This window comes from Demequina soli (assembly GCF_000971195.1).
GTDB classification, from domain to species: domain Bacteria; phylum Actinomycetota; class Actinomycetes; order Actinomycetales; family Demequinaceae; genus Demequina; species Demequina soli.
This window is the reverse complement of record NZ_BBLZ01000004.1, coordinates 387566-404452: the sequence shown is the minus strand read 5'-3', so window position 1 is coordinate 404452 and position 16887 is coordinate 387566. Positions and strand designations below refer to the sequence as shown.

Genomic DNA, 16887 nt, shown 5'->3' with positions numbered 1-16887 from the left:
GTCGGAGGGTGGGTCCATAATCGAATCGTTCGAACAGGTGTTCGAATGGACGATGCGGGAGGCGGGTGACGCGATGGAGACGGCCGAGGCCAGGCTCGCCCGGGCGCGCGAGGCGCTCGCGGGCGTGCAGCGCAAGGTCGGCACCACGCGCGAGCGCTGGGAGGCGCCCACGCTGCCGCTCGTGCCGCTGCTCGATCAGGTGCTGCCGCAGGGTCTCAGGCGCGGCCAGGTGATCGCCGTCGCGGGCTCGACGTCCCTCATGCTCGCGCTCGCGGCCGCCGCCTCCGAGGCGGGGTCCTGGACCGCGGCCGTCGGCATGCCCTCGCTCGGGGTGGTGGCGGCGGCGCGGCGCGGGCTCGACCTCGCACGGGTCGCGCTCGTGCCGCACCCGGGCGCCCAGGCGGCCGCCGTGGCGGGCGCGTGCGTCGACGGCATGGACGTCGTGCTGCTGGGGCCGCGCCTCGCGCTGTCCGAGCCCGACCGTCGCCGCCTCGCCACCCGCGCCAGGGAGCGCGGCGCGGTGATCATCGCCGAGGCTCCCTGGGCGGGTGCGCATGCGAGCCTGACCGCGGTCGCGTCCCGCTGGCACGGGCTCGGCGCGGGTGACGGCCGCCTGCGGGGGCGGGAGCTCACCGTGCGCGTCGAGGAGCGCCGCGGCGCCGCCGCGCGGCTCGTCACCGTGCCGCTCGAGGCGGAGGCCCCGCTGCGACGCGGCGCGACCGTGCCCGCGGTGGCGGCCGCGCGCGTCCTCGGGGGTGCGGCGTGAGCGTCGTGACCGTGGTGCGTCGCGCCGTCCTCTGGGTGCCGGACTGGCCGGTCGTGGCCGCGATGACCGAGGCGGGGCTCGGAGCGGACGTCCCCGCGGCCGTCCTGCACGGGCGCGGCCTCGTCGCGGTGTCGGCGGCCGCGCGCGCCGCCGGGGTGCGGCGCGGCAGCACCCGCCGCCTCGCGCAGCGCGCGTGCCCCGAGCTCGTGATCCTGCCCCACGACGAGGGGCGCGACTCGCGGCTGTTCGAGTCCGTGGCGGCCGCCGCCGAGCAGGCCGTCTCCGGCGTCGAGATCTCCCGTCCCGGGCTGATGATCATCCCCGCGGACGGCGCCGCCCGCTTCCACGGCTCCGAGGAGACGCTCGCGGAGGCGCTCGTCACCGCCGTCGCCGAGCATGCGGGGCTCGAGTGCGCGGTCGGTGCCGCCGACGGCCTGCTCGCCGCCGTGATCGCCGCGCGCCGCGCGGAGCTCGTGCCGGCCGGCACGTCGCGCGACTACCTCGCGCCCGCGCCGGTCGAGTCGCTCGCGCTCGCGGCCATGGAGCGCGTCCAGCGCCAGGAGGCGGAGCGGCTCGCGAGCGTGCTCACCCGCCTCGGGATCGTCACCCTGGGGGACCTGGCGGCGCTGCCGTTCCCGGACGTGCTGGCCCGCTTCGGGCCCGTGGGCGTGTGGGCGCACCGGCTCGCGTCGGGGGAGGACCTCGCCCCGCCCGTGCTGCGCCGCAGCGAGGAGGACATCGCCGTCGAGCACGTCTTCGAGGATCCCGCCGAACGCATCGAGCAGCTCGTCCACGTCGCCCGGGAGGCCGCCGCCGCGCTCGACGCGGCGCTGCTGGCCGCGGGCGTGCGCTGCGGGCGGGTGCGCATCACCGCGCGCACCGAGAAGGGCCAGGAGCTCGAGCGCGTGTGGCGCACCGACGTGGGCACCCGCGCCGGCGCGTTCGCGCGCCACATGACGGACCGCGTCCGCTGGCAGCTCGAGGGCTGGCTGTCGGGCACCGCGGGCGCCGGCGGGGACAAGGGCCCCGAGCCGTCGCCCCTGGTGTCGCTGGGCCTGGTCGCCGAGGACGTGGTCCCGCTCGGCTCCGAGCAGGCCTACCTGTGGGGCGGGGTGTCGGGCGCGGACTCGCGCGCGCATCGTGCCCTCGAGCGCGTCCAGGGGCTTCTCGGCCTCGAGGGTGTGCTCGCGGTCGCCGAGCAGGGCGGGCGCTCTCCCCGCGACAGGGCGCACCTCGCGCCCTGGGGCCAGGAGGCGCCCCCCGCCCGCGCGATCGCGCACCCGTGGCCGGGGCGGATCCCCGACCCGCCGCCCGCGACCGTGCCGCCGGTCGCCCGCCCCGCGCTCGTGCTCGACGCGGGCGGCGCCCCCGTCACCATCAGCCGCCGGCTCGCCATCAGCGCGCCGCCCACGTGGGTGCGGCTCGAGGCGGACGGCGCCGACGAGCGGGCGCGCGCCGCGAACCGTCACCCCTCCGAGGGGCACGTGGGGCGCATCGTCGGGCCGGTGTGGGACAGGCCGCGGCCCGTCGAGTCGTGGGCGGGGCCGTGGCCCGTGTCCGAGCGCTGGTGGTCCGAGGATGCGTCCCGGCTCGCCTACCTCCAGGTCGCGCTGCGCGACGGCGAGGGGGTCGCGACCGCGGTGCTGCTCGCGTACGGCGGCGGCGAGTGGCGCCTGGAGGCCGTCTATGACTGACCTGCCCGAGTACGCCGAGCTGCACGCCCACAGCGCCTTCAGCTTCCTCGACGGCGCGAGCCAGCCCGAGGAGATGGCCGCGGAGGCGGGCCGGCTGGGTCTCAGCGCGCTCGCGATCACGGACCACGACGGCCTCTACGGCGCCGTCCGGTTCGCCGGCGCGGCCCGCGAGATCGGCCTGCCGACCGTGTTCGGCGCCGAGCTGAGCCTCGCCGTCGAGGGGCCCGGCGGCCGTCCGGTGCTCGACCCGCCCACCGGGGTGCCCGACCCGCGCGCCTCCCACCTCGTGGTGCTCGCGCGCGGCGCGAGCGGCTACTCGCGGCTCAGCCACGCCATCGGCATGGCGCACCTCGCGACGGGGGAGAAGGGCCTCGCCCGCTACACCCTCGAGACGCTCGCCGACGCCGGCGGCGGGGACCTGCTCGTGCTGACGGGCTGCCGCAAGGGTCCCGTGCGCGCCGCCCTCACCGGGCTCGGCGGGGCCGGCGTCGCGGGCGCCTCCCGCCGCGCGGGGGCCGATGCTCTGGCCGGCGGCATCTCCCGCGACGGCTACGCGGCCGCGGCGGCCGAGCTCGACCGGCTCGTGTCCCTGTTCGGGCGCGAGGGCGTGGCCGTCGAGATCACCGACACGGGCTCGCCCTACGACTCCGAGATCAACGCCGCGCTCGCGGACCTGGCCTTCGATGCCTCGTTGCCCCTGGTCGCGACGACCAACGCTCACTACGCGACCCCGCGCGACGCGGACCTCGCGGGCGCGCTCGCGGCCGTGCGCTCGCGCTCCTCGCTCGACGACATGGACGGCTGGCTGCCCGGCTCCCCGGGCCAGCACCTGCGCAGCGCGGGCGAGATGCTGTTCCGCCACCGCCGTCACCCGCAGGCCGTCGCCACGGCCGCGCGGCTCGCCGCCGAGTGCGCGTTCGACCTCGACCTCGTCGCCCCGCACCTCCCGCCGTACCCCGTCCCGCCGGGCCACACCGAGGCCACGTGGCTGCGCGAGCTCACCTACCGCGGCGCCCGCGAGCGGTACGGGCCGCCCGACGCGGAGCGGGTGCCCGGCGCATGGCGGCAGATCGAGCACGAGCTCGCCGTCATCGAGGCGCTCGACTTCCCCGGCTACTTCCTCATCGTCCACGACATCGTGGCGTTCTGCCGTCGCTCCGACATCCTCTGCCAGGGGCGCGGCTCCGCCGCCAACAGCGCGGTCTGCTTCGCGCTCGGCGTGACCGCGGTCGACGCCGTCACGCACGGCCTGCTGTTCGAGCGGTTCCTCGCGCCCGAGCGCGACGGGCCGCCCGACATCGACGTCGACATCGAGTCGGACCGCCGCGAGGAGGTCATCCAGTACGTCTTCTCGCGCCACGGCCGCATCAACGCCGCGATGGTCGCGAACGTCATCCAGTACCGGCCGCGGTCGGCGGTGCGCGACGCGGCCCGCGCGCTCGGCTTCGACGTCGGCCAGCAGGACGCGTGGTCCAAGTCCATCGACCGGTGGAGCGCCCTGAGGGTCCCGCCGGAGAGGCAGGAGGAGTGGGCCGCGAAGCAGCGCGACGCGATGTGGCCCGAGCCGCCGCCCACCCAGGACCTCGAGCACATCCCGGACAACGTGCTCGACCTCGCCGACCGGCTCATGCGCCTGCCGCGCCACCTGGGCATCCACCCCGGCGGCATGGTGCTCTGCGACCGGCCCGTCATCGACGTGTGCCCCGTCGAGTGGGCCCGCATGCCCGGCCGCACCGTCCTCCAATGGGACAAGGACGACTGCGCCGACGCGGGGCTGGTGAAGTTCGACCTGCTCGGCCTGGGCATGCTCTCGGCTCTCAAGTACGCGTTCCGGTACATGCAGGAGGTGCGCGGCGAGGACCTCGGCCTGCACTCGCTGCCGCAGGAGGACCCGGCGGTCTACGACCTGCTGTGCGCCGCCGACACCGTCGGCGTGTTCCAGGTCGAGTCGCGCGCCCAGATGGCGACCCTGCCGCGGCTGCGACCACGGAAGTTCTACGACATCGTCGTCGAGGTCGCGCTCATCCGCCCCGGCCCCATCCAGGGCGGCTCCGTCCACCCCTACATCAACCGGGCGCGCGGGCGTGAGGAGGTCACCTACCTCCACCCGCTGCTCGAGAAGTCGCTCGGCAAGACCCTCGGGGTGCCGCTGTTCCAGGAGCAGCTCATGCAGATGGCGATGGACACCGCCGGCTTCGACGGCGCGCTCGCCGACCAGCTGCGCCGCGCCATGGGCTCCAAGCGCAGCCCCGAGCGCATGGAGGCGCTGCGCGCACGCTTCATGGTCGGCGCCAACGAGCGCGGCATCACCGCGGACGTCGCCCACCAGATCTTCGACAAGCTCAAGGCGTTCTCCGACTTCGGCTTCCCCGAGTCCCACTCGTACTCGTTCGCGTACCTCGTGTACGCGTCGAGCTGGCTCAAGGTGCACCGGCCCGCCGCGTTCTACGCGGGGCTGCTCGCCGCGCAGCCCATGGGCTTCTACTCGCCGCAGTCCCTCGCCGCGGACGCGCGCCGCCACGGCCAGGCGATCCTGCGGCCCTGCGTGGCCCGCTCCGAGGTGCTCGCGCGCGTCGAGGCGCTCGACGAGCCGTTCGCGGCGCCGGGGGAGAGGCGCCCGGAGATGGCGCGCCTGGTGCGCGTCGACCCGTTGCTGGGCGTGCGGATGGGCCTGGGCGCGGTGCGCGGGCTGGGGGACGAGGCCGCGACCGCGATCGTGGCCGCGCGCGCCGAGCGCCCGTTCGCCGACCTCCACGACATGGCCCGCCGCGTGCGCATCCGCCCCACGGGTGTGTCGGGGCAGGCCGGGCTCGCCCCCGAGAGGGGGCTCACCACGGCGCAGTGGGAGGCGCTCGCGACGGCGGGCGCGCTCGAGGCGTTCGGCGTGACGCGACGCGAGGCGCTGTGGGCGTCCGGGGTGCTGTCCCGCGAGGGTCCCGACACGCTGCCCGGGACCGTCCCGGGCGCGCAGGCGCCCATGCTGCCCGGCATGAGCGTGGTGGAGGAGGCCGTGGCGGACGTGTGGGCGTCGGGGGTGTCCGTCGACGGCTATCCGACGATGTTCGTGCGCGAGGGCCTCGACAAGGCGGGCGTCCTGCGGGTCGCCGACGTGCTCGCCCACGAGGCGGAGCGGCGGGTCACCGTCGCGGGCGTCGTCACGCACCGGCAGCGTCCCGGGACGGCGAGGGGGGTCACGTTCATCTCGCTCGAGGACGAGACCGGCTTCCTCAATGTCATCTGCTCGGTGGGGGTCTGGAAGAGGTTCCAGGCGGTCGCGCGGCGCTCGCCGGCGCTCATCATCCGCGGGCGCATCGAGCGCGCCGACGGCGCCACCAACCTGGTCGCCGAGCACCTGTCACCCATGTCCCTCAAGGTCCCCAGCAGGTCGCGGGACTTCCGATGACGGCGCGCGCATCCGCGACGGCGGCAGGCGCCCTCCGGGTGCGCAACACGCCGCGCGAGCGCACCATGGGGGAGGGCACCGGGGAATACCTGCGGTGTCGCGAGAGGTTGTCAGGGAGGCATCCCGGGACCGCACTTCATACGGACGGAAGGAACAACCATGTGGGACTTCATCCTCTGGATCATCGCGGTGATCCTCGTCGTCTTCGGCGTGATCCGCATCTTCCAGAAGCAGATCCTGTGGGGCGTCGTGCTCATCGTCGTCGGGCTGCTCATCGGACCCGGAGGCGTGAGCCTCCTCAGCTGACGCCCATCACTTAGTTTTTCGGCCGATTCCGCCCCGAGTGCAAAATGTCGCCCCGGGGCCGTGCTAGAGTTCTTCTCGCGCTGAGGGGCTCGAGAGAGTCCAGCAGGTCACCTGTCCGGGTGGCGGAATTGGCAGACGCGCTAGCTTGAGGTGCTAGTGCCCGTATAGGGCGTGGGGGTTCAAGTCCCCCCTCGGACACCAGAGGAAGGCCCCGACCATCAGGTCGGGGCCTTCCGCGTTCCCCGGCATCGTCGCACGTCCGGGCCGCGGTGCGCCGCGCATCGTCCGCCTCCAGGCGCCTATACGATGCGAGCAGCGCGCCGCCGGTCGGCGCCCCCATCGGCCCGGTCGGACAAGGAGCGCAGGTGACAGCCACGACGCGACGGCGGGCGGCGCTGCCCTCCGAGTGGCTGGGGCTCGCGGAGGAGTGGGCCGCATCGTTCCGCGACTCGCGCCGCTCGTACCTCGCCGTGCTGGCGTTCTATGTCGTCGTGTCCGCGGCGATCGTGATCCCCGTGGTGCTGGGTCCGGGCTCGGCCATGTCGCGCATCGACGAGCCCACCCACGCCGACTACGCGTGGCGCGTCGCCCACTTCCAGATCCCCTACGCGGGCTCGGTGATCGCCCCGGAGATCCGCGACACCTGGGCGTGCGTCGGCCAGGAGGGCTACGACCTGCCCGCGTGCGGCTCCGACGCGGAGGCGTGGCAGTTCCCGTACGAGGGCCAGCAGTACAACTTCTTCTACCCGCCCGTGTTCTACGCGCTGGTCGGGTTCCCCGCCCGCGCCCTCGCCGCGGTGGTGCCCGGCGTGGACTTCCTCACGGCCGCGCGTCTCATGGGCGTGCTGTGGCTCGCGCTCGGCATGCAGATGATGTTCGCCGCGCTGCGTCGCTGGCGCGTCGACCCGGCCGCCGCCATCGTCGCGCCGCTGCTGCTCCCGGCGTTCCCGCGCGTCCTGCACGCCGTCACGACGGTCAACCCGGACGCCTCGTCGATCGTGATCGGCGCCTCGGCCATCTGGCTGGCCGCGCGCATGTTCGTCGACGACGACGTGGACTGGCGCCTCGCCTCCCTGCTCGCCGGGCTCGCCGGGATGGCCAAGACCATCGCCGCGGTGCCGTTCATCGCCCTCGGCGCGCTCCTTGCGTTCCGCATGCTGCGCGACTGGCGCCGCAAGCAGCCCCGCATCAAGGACCTGTGGATCGTCGTCGGCATGGCGGGGGCGATCCTCGTGCCGTACGGGCTGTGGCAGGCGTGGCAGGGCGGCCGGGGGGACCCGAGCTGGCAGAACCCGCTGGTCGGCCTCAACACGCGTGACGTGACCGGGCTGCCCGGCTCGGAGTGGCTCGAGACCGCGTTCTCGGGGCTCAACCTCGCGTCGGACTTCTACCTGCAGGAGCCGCTCAACGTCGCCCTCATGCTCGCGTGGACGCGCCTGCTCAACGTCCTCGTCATCGGCGCCATCTTCGCGGTGATCGTCGCGTGCGCGAAGGACCCGGCGCGCCGCACGCTCGGCTGGATGGTGCTCGCGGGCACCATCCTGTACCCGACGATCGTCCAGGTGCAGGCGTACTTCAACACCGTGGTCCCGCAGTACTTCCCCAACGTGACCGGGCGCTACGGGCTCGCGCTCATCCCGGGCGCCGTGGCGTGCATCGTGGTCGCCGCGCACAAGGCGGGCTACCGGTGGCTCGTGTACGCGCTGTCGGTGCTGGGACTGGTGGTGCTGGGCGTCGTGATCGTCAACGGGTGGCGCGTCATCTGACGCGGGACGATGCGGGGCGCGCCCGCGCGGGCCCGCTAGCCTGGGCGCCATGACCGAGTCCGACGTCGTCCGCCTCGCGCGCGACCTCATGCGCATCGACACCTCCAACTACGGCGACGCCGAGGGACCTGGCGAGCGTGCCGCGGCGGAGTACGTCGCGACGTACCTCGGCGACCTGGGCCTCGAACCCGTGATCCGCGAGGCCGAGCCCGGCCGCGCGTCGCTCACCGCGCTGTGGGAGGGCGTCGACCGCTCCCGTCCGCCGCTCGTGCTGCACGGCCACCTCGACGTGGTGCCCGCGTTCCCCGAGGACTGGACGGTGGACCCGTTCGGCGCCGAGGTCAAGGACGGCATGATCTGGGGCCGAGGCGCGGTCGACATGAAGGGCGTCGACGCGATGTACCTGGCAGCGATCGGCCGCATGATCGCCGCCGGCGTCAAGCCGGCGCGCGACATCGTCATCGCGTTCTTCGCGGACGAGGAGCACGGCGGCCACCGCGGCGCCAAGTGGATGGTCGAGAACCACCCCGACGACTTCCGCGGCGCCACCGAGGCCGTGTCCGAGGTCGGCGGCTTCTCCATCCAGGTCGCCGGCAAGCGGGTCTACCTCTTCCAGACGGGGGAGAAGGGCATGCAGTGGCTGCGCCTCGCGGCCTCCGGCGTCCAGGGCCACGGCTCGCTGGTCCACCACGACAACGCGGTCGCGCACCTCGGCGGCGCGATGGCGCGCATCGGCGCCTACGAGTGGCCCATGGAGATCTCGCCCACCTCCGAGCACCTGCTGCGCGGCACCGCCGACCTGCTCGGCGTGGACTACTCCGAGGACCCCGCCACCATCGACGCGCTCGTCGCGGGCCTCGGCGCCGTGGGCCGCATGGTCGAGGCGTCGCTGAGGAACACCTCGAACCCGACCATGATGGACGCCGGGTACAAGGTGAACGTCATCCCGGACTCCGCGGGCGGCTTCGTCGACTCGCGCTTCCTCCACGGCCAGCAGGAGCAGGTGCTGCGGAAGATCGAGGAGCTGGCCGGCACGCACGTCAAGGTCGAGCAGTACATCACCGAGGCGTCGATCGAGCTGCCGTTCGACGTGCCGCTCGTCCACAAGGCGATCGAGGCGGTCACGTTCGACGACCCGGAAGCGATCGTCCTGCCGTACACGATGATGGGCGGCACGGACAACAAGCACCTCGCGACCATCGGCATCGCCGGGTACGGCTTCGCCCCGCTGCGCCTGCCTCCCGAGCTGGACTTCCCGGGCCTGTTCCACGGCATCGACGAGCGTGTCCCGATCGACTCGCTCGAGTTCGGCACCGAGGTCATGGTCCGGTTCCTCACCGACTGCTGATGGACGTCCCGGTCACGGGGACGCGTTGGGTCAGGCTGCCGCGGCACGGGGGCAGCGCGCTGCGACCGGGTCTCCTCGTCCTCGCGACGACGGTCGCGGGCGTGGGCGTCTGGGTCCCGCTACGAGGCGTCCTCGCCGACACGGCGTGGCCCGCCGTCTACCTGGCGGTCCTGGCCCTCGTCATGGTGCTGCTCTCCACGCGGCTGCTCCAGCTGTCGGGCCATCTGCCGGTGGCGGTCGTGGCGCGCGGGCCGGAAGGCGTCCGGCTCATACCGGTGAGGATCGTCGTCCTCGGCGTGCTCCTGGTCGGGGTGCACGGGCGCGGCGGGCTCGTCGGCACGCGCGCCGACGTCACCGTGCGGCTGCACGACGACAGGGGTCCGATCCGCGGCGGGCGCACGCGCGGGCGGGCGGCGGTGCTCGGTGTCGAGATCCGCGGCGGCGACACGACCCTGCTGCGCGCCAAGATGCCTCCCCATCCGGAGGTGCGCGAGGTGGAGTGGGAGAGCTGGGCCGCGCACCTCTTCGGTGGGTGGGTGCTCGTCTCGGTGACCGTCGACGACGACCTTTGGTTCGCGTCGTGAGCCACGGCCCCGTGGTCCTTCGGGCGGACGATGCGCGGGTCGCCGGACTCCTGGCCGGGGGTTGGCGCGTGGTCGCGGAGTCGTGGGCGGCGGAGCTGATCGCGGAACGGGCCGAGCTCGAGCGGCTCGAGCGCCTCGTGCGCGGCGCGTCGGCCTGGGGCGAGGTGCGCGAGATCGCTGCGTCCGATGTCGTCGCGGTGCTGGCGCTCGACGCCGCGACGGCGGGCGACTACCCGGGCGGGGTCGCGACGCGCCACGAGCCGTTGACCCGCGAGCGTGCCCGCCCGACAGCCACACGACGTGCGTGGGCCATCGTCGGTGGCACCGGAGAGGTGCACGCGGTCACCTACGTCGACGTGAACGGCACGTGCGGCGAGACGGACTTCACCGTCGTCGCCCGCGCGAGACGGGGGAGAGGGCTCGGCACGGCTGTGAAGGCCGTGTCGGTGCTGGCGCTCGTGGACGAGGGCGTCGAGGTCCTCCGCACGGGAGGGTCGGCTGAGAACCCGGCGAGCCTCGCCGCCAACACGCGACTCGGCTACCGCGTCGATGAGCGCTGGGTGACGCTCGCGCCGCCCGCCTGACCCGGCCCGTGCATCGTCCCGTGGTGCGCCAGTGGTACCGATCGGCACGAGATCGGTCCACCTCGTAGCGATTGGTACCAATCGCTACGGGAGAAACCTCGCCGGGGGACCGGCTACGCGGCGTCGTCGGTGCGGCGCACGTTCATCACGCGCCGGCGCAGCCACACGCGGCGCGCCCCACCGAAGAACATCTGGGAGCGGAACAGCTCCCAGCGGCCGTACTCGGCCTGCTCGGTCAGCAGCGCCCGCGCCTCGCCCCGGGTGATGTCCGGCGGGATGTCGACCACGCGCCAGTCGAAGCGCGAGTCCGGCGGCGCGGACATGCGACGCGGGTGGATCACGTGGGCGTTCCGGTGCGTGTCGTGGTTCATCTCGCCTCCCATTCAACCTGTTCCACGGGTAACGTCATAGCCATGGATTCGAACGCGCATGAGGCGCTGAGGCTCTTGGTCGCGGCATACGAGGAGCACCTCGCCGCGGTCCTGGCCCGCCGAGGCGACGAGGATGTGGCCGTCGACGACGCGTACGACTCGCTCGCCGACGCGTTCGACAGGTATGAGGCCGTCCTCGACGTCGAGTACGGCGAGACGCTGCCCATGCTGCTGGACGATGTCGAGCTCGAGGAGCCGGACGAGGACGAGGACGGCGACGACGAGGACGAGGAGATCGACGCCCACGCCGAGGAGGACGAGGACGTCCTCGACGACGACCTCGACGACTTCCAGCTGAGGTGAGCGCGGGCCGTCGGCCCCGCCGCGTCGGGCGCGCACGTGCCCACTCCCGTGAGGCCCGCGCGCGCCGCGCTCATCGGCGCTCCGGGTATCCCAGCTCGATCGCGGAGACCTCGTCGAGCGCGTCGACGATCGCAGGCGGCAGCCTCAGCGACGCCGCCCTGAGCGACGGCACGAGCTGCTCGACGGTCCGGGCGCCCACCACCGCGGTCGCGACGAAGGGACGTGCCATCACCCACGCGAGCGCCGTCTCCTGGGGCGTCACGCCGAGGCCCTCCGAGGCGATCGCGAGCGCCTGGACGATCGAGCCGGCGCGATCGTCCAGGTACGGCTCGACGAACCCTGCCAGGTGCTCGGAGGCGGCGCGCGAGTCCGCGGGGATCGACGTGCGGTACTTGCCGGTGAGGACGCCGCGCCCTAGCGGGCTCCACGCCATCACGCCCAGCCCGAGCGCCTGCGCGGCGGGCACCACCTCGCGCTCGATGCCGCGCTGCAGCAGCGAGTACTCGACCTGCGTCGCGGCGAGCGCCGGTCGCCGGTCCGCGAGCGTCGCGATGCGCGCCGTCGCCCAGCCGGGGAAGTTCGACACGCCCACGTAGCGCGCGCGGCCGCTGTTGACGGCGATCTCGAGCGCGTGGAGGGTCTCGTCGAGCGGGGTGCCGTGGTCGAGCTGGTGGACCAGCCACACGTCGACGTGATCGGTGCCCAGGCGCCGCAGCGACGCGTCGAGCGTGTCGAGCATCGTGTCGCGCGAGGCGTCGACGACGCCGCCGCCGGGCGTGCGGCGGATGCCGGCCTTGGTGCAGATCTGGACGTCCGTGCGCGAGATCGAGCCGCTGAGCAGGCGTCCGATCAGCTCCTCCGAGCCGCCGTCCGCGTACGAGGCCGCGGTGTCGAGGAGCGTGCCACCCGCGTCGAGGAAGGCGTCGAGCTGGTCGCCCGCCTCCTGCGCGTCCGTGTCGCGGCTCCACGTCATGGTGCCCAGCGCGAGCCGCGACACCTCGAGTCCGGTGGTGCCGATCCGAGCGCGCTGCATGGGACGGACGCTACCGAACCTGGGGGCTTGGGCGGTAACGCCACGCGCGGCGGCTAGTGTTGCGCCCATGGAATGGTGGGAAGCGGTCATCCTCGGCCTGGTGCAGGGACTCACGGAGTTCCTGCCGATCTCGTCCAGCGCGCACATCCGTGTGATCGGCGCGCTGCTGCCGCACGGCGCGGACCCCGGCGCGGCGTTCACCGCCGTCATCCAGATCGGCACCGAGGCGGCCGTGCTCGTCTACTTCTGGAAGGACATCGTCCGGATCATCGGGGCGTGGTTCCGCGCGCTGGTGGCCAAGGAGGCGTCCTGGCGTGAGCGCACGATCGGCGCGGCCGACCCGGACGCCCGCATGGGCTGGTGGGTGATCATCGGCTCGTTCCCCATCGTCATCCTCGGCGTCCTGTTCAAGAACTCGATCGAGACGAGCCTGCGCAACCTCTACATCACCGCGGCCGTGCTCGCGATCTTCGCGGCGCTCCTGTGGTTCGCGGACCGTATCGGCTCCAAGCGGCGCGACCTGCACGACCTCACCGTCAAGGACGCGGTCCTGCTGGGCCTCGCGCAGTCCATGGCCCTCATCCCCGGCGTGTCCCGCTCGGGCGGCACCATCACCGTGGGCCTGCTGCTCGGCATGACGCGCGAGGCTGCCGCGCGCGTGTCGTTCCTGCTCGCGATCCCGGCGGTGCTCGGCTCGGGCTTCTTCGAGCTCGCCACCGAGTGGAGCACGCTCAGCGACCCCGGCATGCCGGGCCTTGTCAACACCGCGATCGCGACCGTCATCGCGTTCGGCGTCGGCTACGCCGTCATCGTCTGGTTCCTCAAGCTCATCTCGCACCACAGCTACACGCCGTTCGTGATCTACCGGTTCGCGTTCTCCGGCGTGATCGTCGGCCTGCTGGCGGCCGGCGCGATCAGCGCGACCTGACGTCGGTACGGCGGCGGCACCGCGCATCGTCCCCGGTCCGGGGACGATGCGCGGGGAGGCTAGGCCTTGCCGTTCCCGAGGTCGCGGCGGCGCAGGAACTTCTCGAACTCCGCGGCGATCGCCTCGCCCGACGCCTCCGGCAGGCTCGTCTCGTCCATGACGGACTCGAGCTGCTCGACGTGGGCGGCGACCTCCTCGTCCTCCTCGGTCAGCTCGTCCGCGCCGCGCTGCCACGCGTCGACCTCGTCCGGAAGGTCGCCCAGGTCGATCGGCTCGCCCAGGAAGCGCTCGAGCTGCGACAGGATCGCGACGGTGCCCTTGGGGCTCGGCGGGTGCGCCACGTAATGGGGCACGCCCACCCAGACGGAGATGACCGTGATGCCGCGCAGCGCCGCCTCGTGGCCGAGCACGCCGAGGACGCCGGTGGGCCCCTCGTAGTCGGACGACTCGAGGTCGAAGGCCTCGCGCGCGCGGGCGTCCTCGCTCGTGACGAACGTCGGCAGGGGACGGGTGTGCGGGGCGTCGACGAGCAGCGCACCGCAGGTGAGGAGCGTCTTGACGTCGAGGTCCTCCGCGTAGTCGACGATCTCGCGGCAGAACCGGCGCCACCGCATCGACGGCTCGATGCCGCGCACCAGGGCGATGTCGCGGTGGCCCACCCACGGGCCCTGCGCGGTCGAGATGACCGTGCCCGGCCACGAGACCACCCGGTCGCCGCCCTTGACGGTCTGGATGCTCGGCCGGCTCACCTGGAAGTCGTGGTACTCCTCCGGATCGAGCGCCGCGTACTCGCGGGCCTGCCACTCCGAGGCCAGGTGGTCGAGCGCGGACGACGCGGCGGATCCCGCATCGTTCCAGCCCTCGAAGGCCGCGATCATCACGGACTGGTCGGCGGCAAGGGCCGCGGGGTCGTGCTCAGCGGTCATTGCGCCAGCCTAGACTCACGCCATATGAATGAGAAGGCGACGCTCCCGGCCGCGGTGCTCTGGGACATGGACGGCACCCTCATCGATTCCGAGCCCTACTGGATCGGCGCCGAGATCGAGCTCGCCCGCAGGTTCGGCGTCGGCTGGACGCACGAGGACGGGCTGCAGCTCGTCGGCAACCCGCTGTCGGTGTCCGCGCAGATCATGATCGAGCGCGGCGTCGCCCTCGAGCCCGACGAGATCATCACCTACCTGCTGGGACGCGTCACCGCACAGGTGCGCCAGCGGGTGCCGTGGATGGACGATGCGCGGGCCCTGCTCGACGCGGTCGTGTCCGCGGGCATCCCGTGCGCGCTCGTGACGATGTCCTACTCGATGCTCGCGGACGCGTTCGTGTCGCGGGTGCCCGACGCGTTCGCCGTGGTGGTGTCGGGCGACCAGGTGACGCACGGCAAGCCCCATCCGGAGCCCTATCTCACCGCCGCCGAGCGCCTCGGGGTGGACATCGGGGACTGCGTCGCGCTCGAGGACTCGTCGGCGGGCGTGGGATCCGCGTACGCGTCGGGCGCGGCGACCATCGGCGTGCGCCGGCTCGTGCCGATCCAGGCGCGGCCGGGACTCAGCCGCGTGCGCTCGCTCGACGGCATCGACGTGCCCGCGCTGGGCCGGATCCTCGGCGGCGAGGCCGTCGACCAGCTAGGCGAGTCGGAGTAGCGCCGACCGCCGCCTCAGGCCGTGACCGGGCGCACCCCGAAGGCACGCTCGACCGCGTCCGGGTCCAGCGGCGGCTCGACCCCGCCGAACTCGGGGCAGCGGTCCTGGAAGCTGCACCAGCCGCACAGCGCGCTCTTGCGGGTGCGGAAGCGGCCCGCGGAGGCCGCGGCCGTGATCTCGTTCCAGATCTCGCGGATCTCGTGCTCGACCTGCGCGATGTCGTCGCCCGTCGGGCGGATCTCGAGGCGCCCGCCGTCCTTGAGGAACAGCAGCTGCAGCAGCGCGGGCCGCCGCTGGCGGATCCGCTCGATCACCAGGGCGTAGAAGCGCATCTGGAAGCGCTCCTTCTTGGCTCCGTAGCGCGGGTCGGGGGTCTTGCCGGTCTTGTAGTCCACGATTCGGATGGAGCCGTCGGGCGCGATGTCGATGCGGTCGATGATGCCGCGCAGCAGCGGTCCGTCCTCGAGCTGAAGCTCGATGAACTCCTCGCGCGCGGCGGGCTCGAGACGCTGCGGGTTCTCGAGCTCGAAGTAGGTGGCGAGGCGCTGGCGGCCGTCCGCCAGCCACGCCTGCTCGGCGGCCTCGTCGGCGTGCAGCTCCGCCAGGTCGGGCTGCTTCGCGACCATCTCCCGCCACTGCGGCTCGAGGCGCGCGTGCGCGGAATCGACGGTGCGTTCGCGCGCCGGCAGGTCGTAGAGCCGCTCGAGCACCGCGTGCACGAGGGTCCCGAGCGTCGCGGCGGGCGACGGCCGCTCGGGCAGGCGGTCGACGGTCCGGTAGCGGAACATCAGCGGGCACTGCTGGAAGTCACCGGCGCGGGACGGGGACAGGGCGGGCGGGCGAGGCATGCGACCACCCTAGGCGCTGCCGCCGACACCGCCCCGTCGTCCCCAGGACGCGACGCCGGCCCCGCGCGCGAGGTGCCGGATGGCGTCGGCGCCGCCCACTACCGTGGAGCCATGGACAAGCCCCGCACCCGCGGCATCTCGCTCGGCCGCATCCTCGGCGCGCGCATCGTGCTCATGCCCTCGACGCTGGTGATGGCGCTCATCCTCGCCGCGTTCTACGGCACGGGCAGCGACGGGCTGAACCGGCAGGGCTTCGCGATCGGCCTGTCCGTCGCGCTGCTCCTGTTCGTCTCGGTGTTCCTCCACGAGCTCGCCCACACCGCCGCGGCGCGCGCGTTCGGCCGCGAGGTCGAGGAGATCGTGCTGACGTTCTTCGGCGGCCACACGCAGTTCCGCAGCCGCGACCCCAAGCCGTTCGAGATCGGCGTCATCGCCGCCTCGGGCCCGCTCGCCAACGCCGTCATCGGCGTGGTCGCCCTCGCCGCCGCCGGCGCGATCGACGGGACGCCGGGCCGCATCGTCCACTACGCGGGCGTCCTCAACCTGATCCTCGCGGCGTTCAACGCGCTGCCCGGCACGCCGCTCGACGGCGGGCGCGTGGTCAACGCGATCGTGTGGGGCGCCACCGGCGACCAGTGGAAGGGCCACCGGTGGGCGGCCCAGGGCGGGCGCATCGTCGCGATCGGCGTGATCGTGCTCGCCGTCGGGATCCCGCTCGTCAACGGCACCGGCGTCGACCTCCTCGCCGCCGTGTGGGCGATGTTCCTCTTCTCCGTCATCTGGCCCGCGGCCGGCGCCGAGCTGCGCGCGGCGACCGTGCTCGGCCGCCGTCAGGGCGTCAGCGCGCTGTCGCTCGCGGTGCCCGCGGTGGGCGTGACGTTCGACGCGACCGTCGCGCAGGCCCGCGAGCTCGCGTCGGCCGCACGGGCCACCGAGGTCGTGGTGCTCGCCGCGGACGGCCAGGCCGCCGGCCACTTCCCGGTCGCCCTCACCGAGGCGGTGCCCGAGGAGCTGCGCGCCACCACGTCGCTCATGTCCGTCACCATGCCGATCGTGCGCGGCGCGGCGATCCCCGGCGCGGCCACGGGCGAGGACCTCGTCGAGGCGGTCGTCCCGTGGTTCGGGCGCACCGACGTGGTGGTCGTCACCGACCGCGACGGGATGCCCGTGGGCATCGCCCACCTCGACAAGGTGCGCGACGCGCTCAGCTGACGCGCCAGGGACGATGCGCGGCTCGCGGGCCGCGGGAGGGG

Annotated in this window: 16 protein-coding genes and 1 tRNA gene; 13 read left to right on the top strand and 4 right to left on the bottom strand. The window is 73.6% G+C overall.

Translation table 11 applies throughout. From position 1 onward, the window contains the following. Positions 1-73 precede the first annotated feature (73 nt). The 9 genes from imuA' (at position 74) to AOM04_RS10930 (ending at position 10451) form a co-directional block, all read left to right on the top strand. Entirely contained in the window at positions 74-766 is a 693-nt protein-coding gene (imuA', locus tag AOM04_RS10965) for a DnaE2-dependent mutagenesis accessory factor ImuA' (protein WP_156160703.1), read from the top strand. Further along, on the top strand, positions 763-2460 hold the full coding sequence (locus AOM04_RS10960; RefSeq protein ID WP_228373690.1) for a DNA polymerase Y family protein: 1698 nt from the start codon (positions 763-765) through the stop codon (positions 2458-2460). Before imuA' ends, AOM04_RS10960 begins: the two co-directional genes overlap by 4 nt. Then, the gene (locus AOM04_RS10955; protein WP_062464816.1) at positions 2453-5863 is read left to right on the top strand and encodes an error-prone DNA polymerase; all 3411 of its coding nucleotides are present in this window, start codon (positions 2453-2455) and stop codon (positions 5861-5863) included. The genes AOM04_RS10960 and AOM04_RS10955 overlap by 8 nt, the downstream gene beginning before the upstream one ends. Positions 5864-6022: 159 nt before the next feature. Further along, positions 6023-6169, top strand: a complete 147-nt coding sequence (locus AOM04_RS14825; protein ID WP_169816437.1) for a GPGG-motif small membrane protein — start codon at positions 6023-6025, stop codon at positions 6167-6169. 113 nt (positions 6170-6282) lie between these two features. Then, positions 6283-6370 (top strand) — tRNA-Leu (locus AOM04_RS10950). Positions 6371-6534: 164 nt separating this feature from the next. Further along, the gene (locus AOM04_RS10945) at positions 6535-7935 is read left to right on the top strand and encodes an ArnT family glycosyltransferase (RefSeq protein ID WP_062464815.1); all 1401 of its coding nucleotides are present in this window, start codon (positions 6535-6537) and stop codon (positions 7933-7935) included. Positions 7936-7984: 49 nt separating this feature from the next. Next, a complete protein-coding gene (locus tag AOM04_RS10940) occupies positions 7985-9283 on the top strand; it encodes a M20/M25/M40 family metallo-hydrolase (RefSeq protein WP_062464814.1) in 1299 nt (432 codons plus the stop codon). A 101-nt stretch (positions 9284-9384) separates the two neighbouring features. Continuing rightward, positions 9385-9867: a hypothetical protein gene (locus AOM04_RS10935; RefSeq protein WP_156160702.1), complete on the top strand. Its 483-nt coding sequence runs from the start codon at positions 9385-9387 to the stop codon at positions 9865-9867. Next, complete coding sequence (locus AOM04_RS10930) at positions 9864-10451, top strand: GNAT family N-acetyltransferase (RefSeq protein ID WP_062464812.1); 588 nt, start codon at positions 9864-9866, stop codon at positions 10449-10451. Before AOM04_RS10935 ends, AOM04_RS10930 begins: the two co-directional genes overlap by 4 nt. Positions 10452-10564: 113 nt before the next feature. Here AOM04_RS10930 and AOM04_RS10925 read toward each other — a convergent pair whose 3' ends face one another. Further along, positions 10565-10822: a DUF5703 family protein gene (locus AOM04_RS10925; RefSeq protein ID WP_228373689.1), complete on the bottom strand. Its 258-nt coding sequence runs from the start codon at positions 10820-10822 to the stop codon at positions 10565-10567. A 42-nt stretch (positions 10823-10864) separates the two neighbouring features. Here AOM04_RS10925 and AOM04_RS10920 point away from each other — a divergent pair, with 42 nt between their 5' ends. Beyond that, positions 10865-11185, top strand: coding sequence for a hypothetical protein (locus AOM04_RS10920; protein WP_062464811.1), 321 nt, complete (start codon positions 10865-10867; stop codon positions 11183-11185). A gap of 70 nt (positions 11186-11255) precedes the next feature. On the opposite strand, the gene AOM04_RS10915 is transcribed toward AOM04_RS10920, so the two are convergent. Then, positions 11256-12218 carry an aldo/keto reductase gene (locus AOM04_RS10915; RefSeq protein ID WP_062464810.1) on the bottom strand — a complete coding sequence of 321 codons (963 nt, stop codon included), beginning with the start codon at positions 12216-12218 and terminating at the stop codon, positions 11256-11258. Between the two features lie 67 nt (positions 12219-12285). Between AOM04_RS10915 and AOM04_RS10910 the strand changes: the two genes are divergently transcribed. Beyond that, positions 12286-13146 (top strand): undecaprenyl-diphosphate phosphatase, encoded by an 861-nt coding sequence (locus tag AOM04_RS10910; protein WP_062464809.1) that lies wholly within the window; start codon positions 12286-12288, stop codon positions 13144-13146. A 59-nt stretch (positions 13147-13205) separates the two neighbouring features. On the opposite strand, the gene AOM04_RS10905 is transcribed toward AOM04_RS10910, so the two are convergent. After that, entirely contained in the window at positions 13206-14072 is an 867-nt protein-coding gene (locus AOM04_RS10905; protein ID WP_062464808.1) for a PAC2 family protein, read from the bottom strand. 24 nt (positions 14073-14096) lie between these two features. Between AOM04_RS10905 and AOM04_RS10900 the strand changes: the two genes are divergently transcribed. Then, positions 14097-14786, top strand: coding sequence for an HAD family hydrolase (locus AOM04_RS10900; RefSeq protein ID WP_062464807.1), 690 nt, complete (start codon positions 14097-14099; stop codon positions 14784-14786). A 14-nt stretch (positions 14787-14800) separates the two neighbouring features. Here the strand turns inward: AOM04_RS10900 and AOM04_RS10895 are convergent, their stop codons facing one another. Then, positions 14801-15634, bottom strand: coding sequence for a RecB family exonuclease (locus AOM04_RS10895; protein ID WP_062464806.1), 834 nt, complete (start codon positions 15632-15634; stop codon positions 14801-14803). 111 nt (positions 15635-15745) lie between these two features. On the opposite strand from AOM04_RS10895, the gene AOM04_RS10890 reads away from it, so the two are divergent. Continuing rightward, positions 15746-16846, top strand: a complete 1101-nt coding sequence (locus tag AOM04_RS10890) for a M50 family metallopeptidase (RefSeq protein WP_062464805.1) — start codon at positions 15746-15748, stop codon at positions 16844-16846. Positions 16847-16887 lie beyond the last annotated feature (41 nt).

What these genes read in the sequence shown, in the direction of transcription:
- imuA' (WP_156160703.1), top strand. Translation starts at nt 74, where the DNA reads ATGGAGACGGCCGAGGCCAGGCTCGCCCGGGCGCGCGAGGCGCTCGCG.
- AOM04_RS10955 (WP_062464816.1), top strand. Translation starts at nt 2,453, where the DNA reads ATGACTGACCTGCCCGAGTACGCCGAGCTGCACGCCCACAGCGCCTTC.
- AOM04_RS14825 (WP_169816437.1), top strand. Translation starts at nt 6,023, where the DNA reads ATGTGGGACTTCATCCTCTGGATCATCGCGGTGATCCTCGTCGTCTTC.
- AOM04_RS10940 (WP_062464814.1), top strand. Translation starts at nt 7,985, where the DNA reads ATGACCGAGTCCGACGTCGTCCGCCTCGCGCGCGACCTCATGCGCATC.
- AOM04_RS10925 (WP_228373689.1), bottom strand. Translation starts at nt 10,822, where the DNA reads ATGAACCACGACACGCACCGGAACGCCCACGTGATCCACCCGCGTCGC.
- AOM04_RS10920 (WP_062464811.1), top strand. Translation starts at nt 10,865, where the DNA reads ATGGATTCGAACGCGCATGAGGCGCTGAGGCTCTTGGTCGCGGCATAC.
- AOM04_RS10915 (WP_062464810.1), bottom strand. Translation starts at nt 12,218, where the DNA reads ATGCAGCGCGCTCGGATCGGCACCACCGGACTCGAGGTGTCGCGGCTC.
- AOM04_RS10910 (WP_062464809.1), top strand. Translation starts at nt 12,286, where the DNA reads ATGGAATGGTGGGAAGCGGTCATCCTCGGCCTGGTGCAGGGACTCACG.
- AOM04_RS10905 (WP_062464808.1), bottom strand. Translation starts at nt 14,072, where the DNA reads ATGACCGCTGAGCACGACCCCGCGGCCCTTGCCGCCGACCAGTCCGTG.
- AOM04_RS10900 (WP_062464807.1), top strand. Translation starts at nt 14,097, where the DNA reads ATGAATGAGAAGGCGACGCTCCCGGCCGCGGTGCTCTGGGACATGGAC.
- AOM04_RS10895 (WP_062464806.1), bottom strand. Translation starts at nt 15,634, where the DNA reads ATGCCTCGCCCGCCCGCCCTGTCCCCGTCCCGCGCCGGTGACTTCCAG.
- AOM04_RS10890 (WP_062464805.1), top strand. Translation starts at nt 15,746, where the DNA reads ATGGACAAGCCCCGCACCCGCGGCATCTCGCTCGGCCGCATCCTCGGC.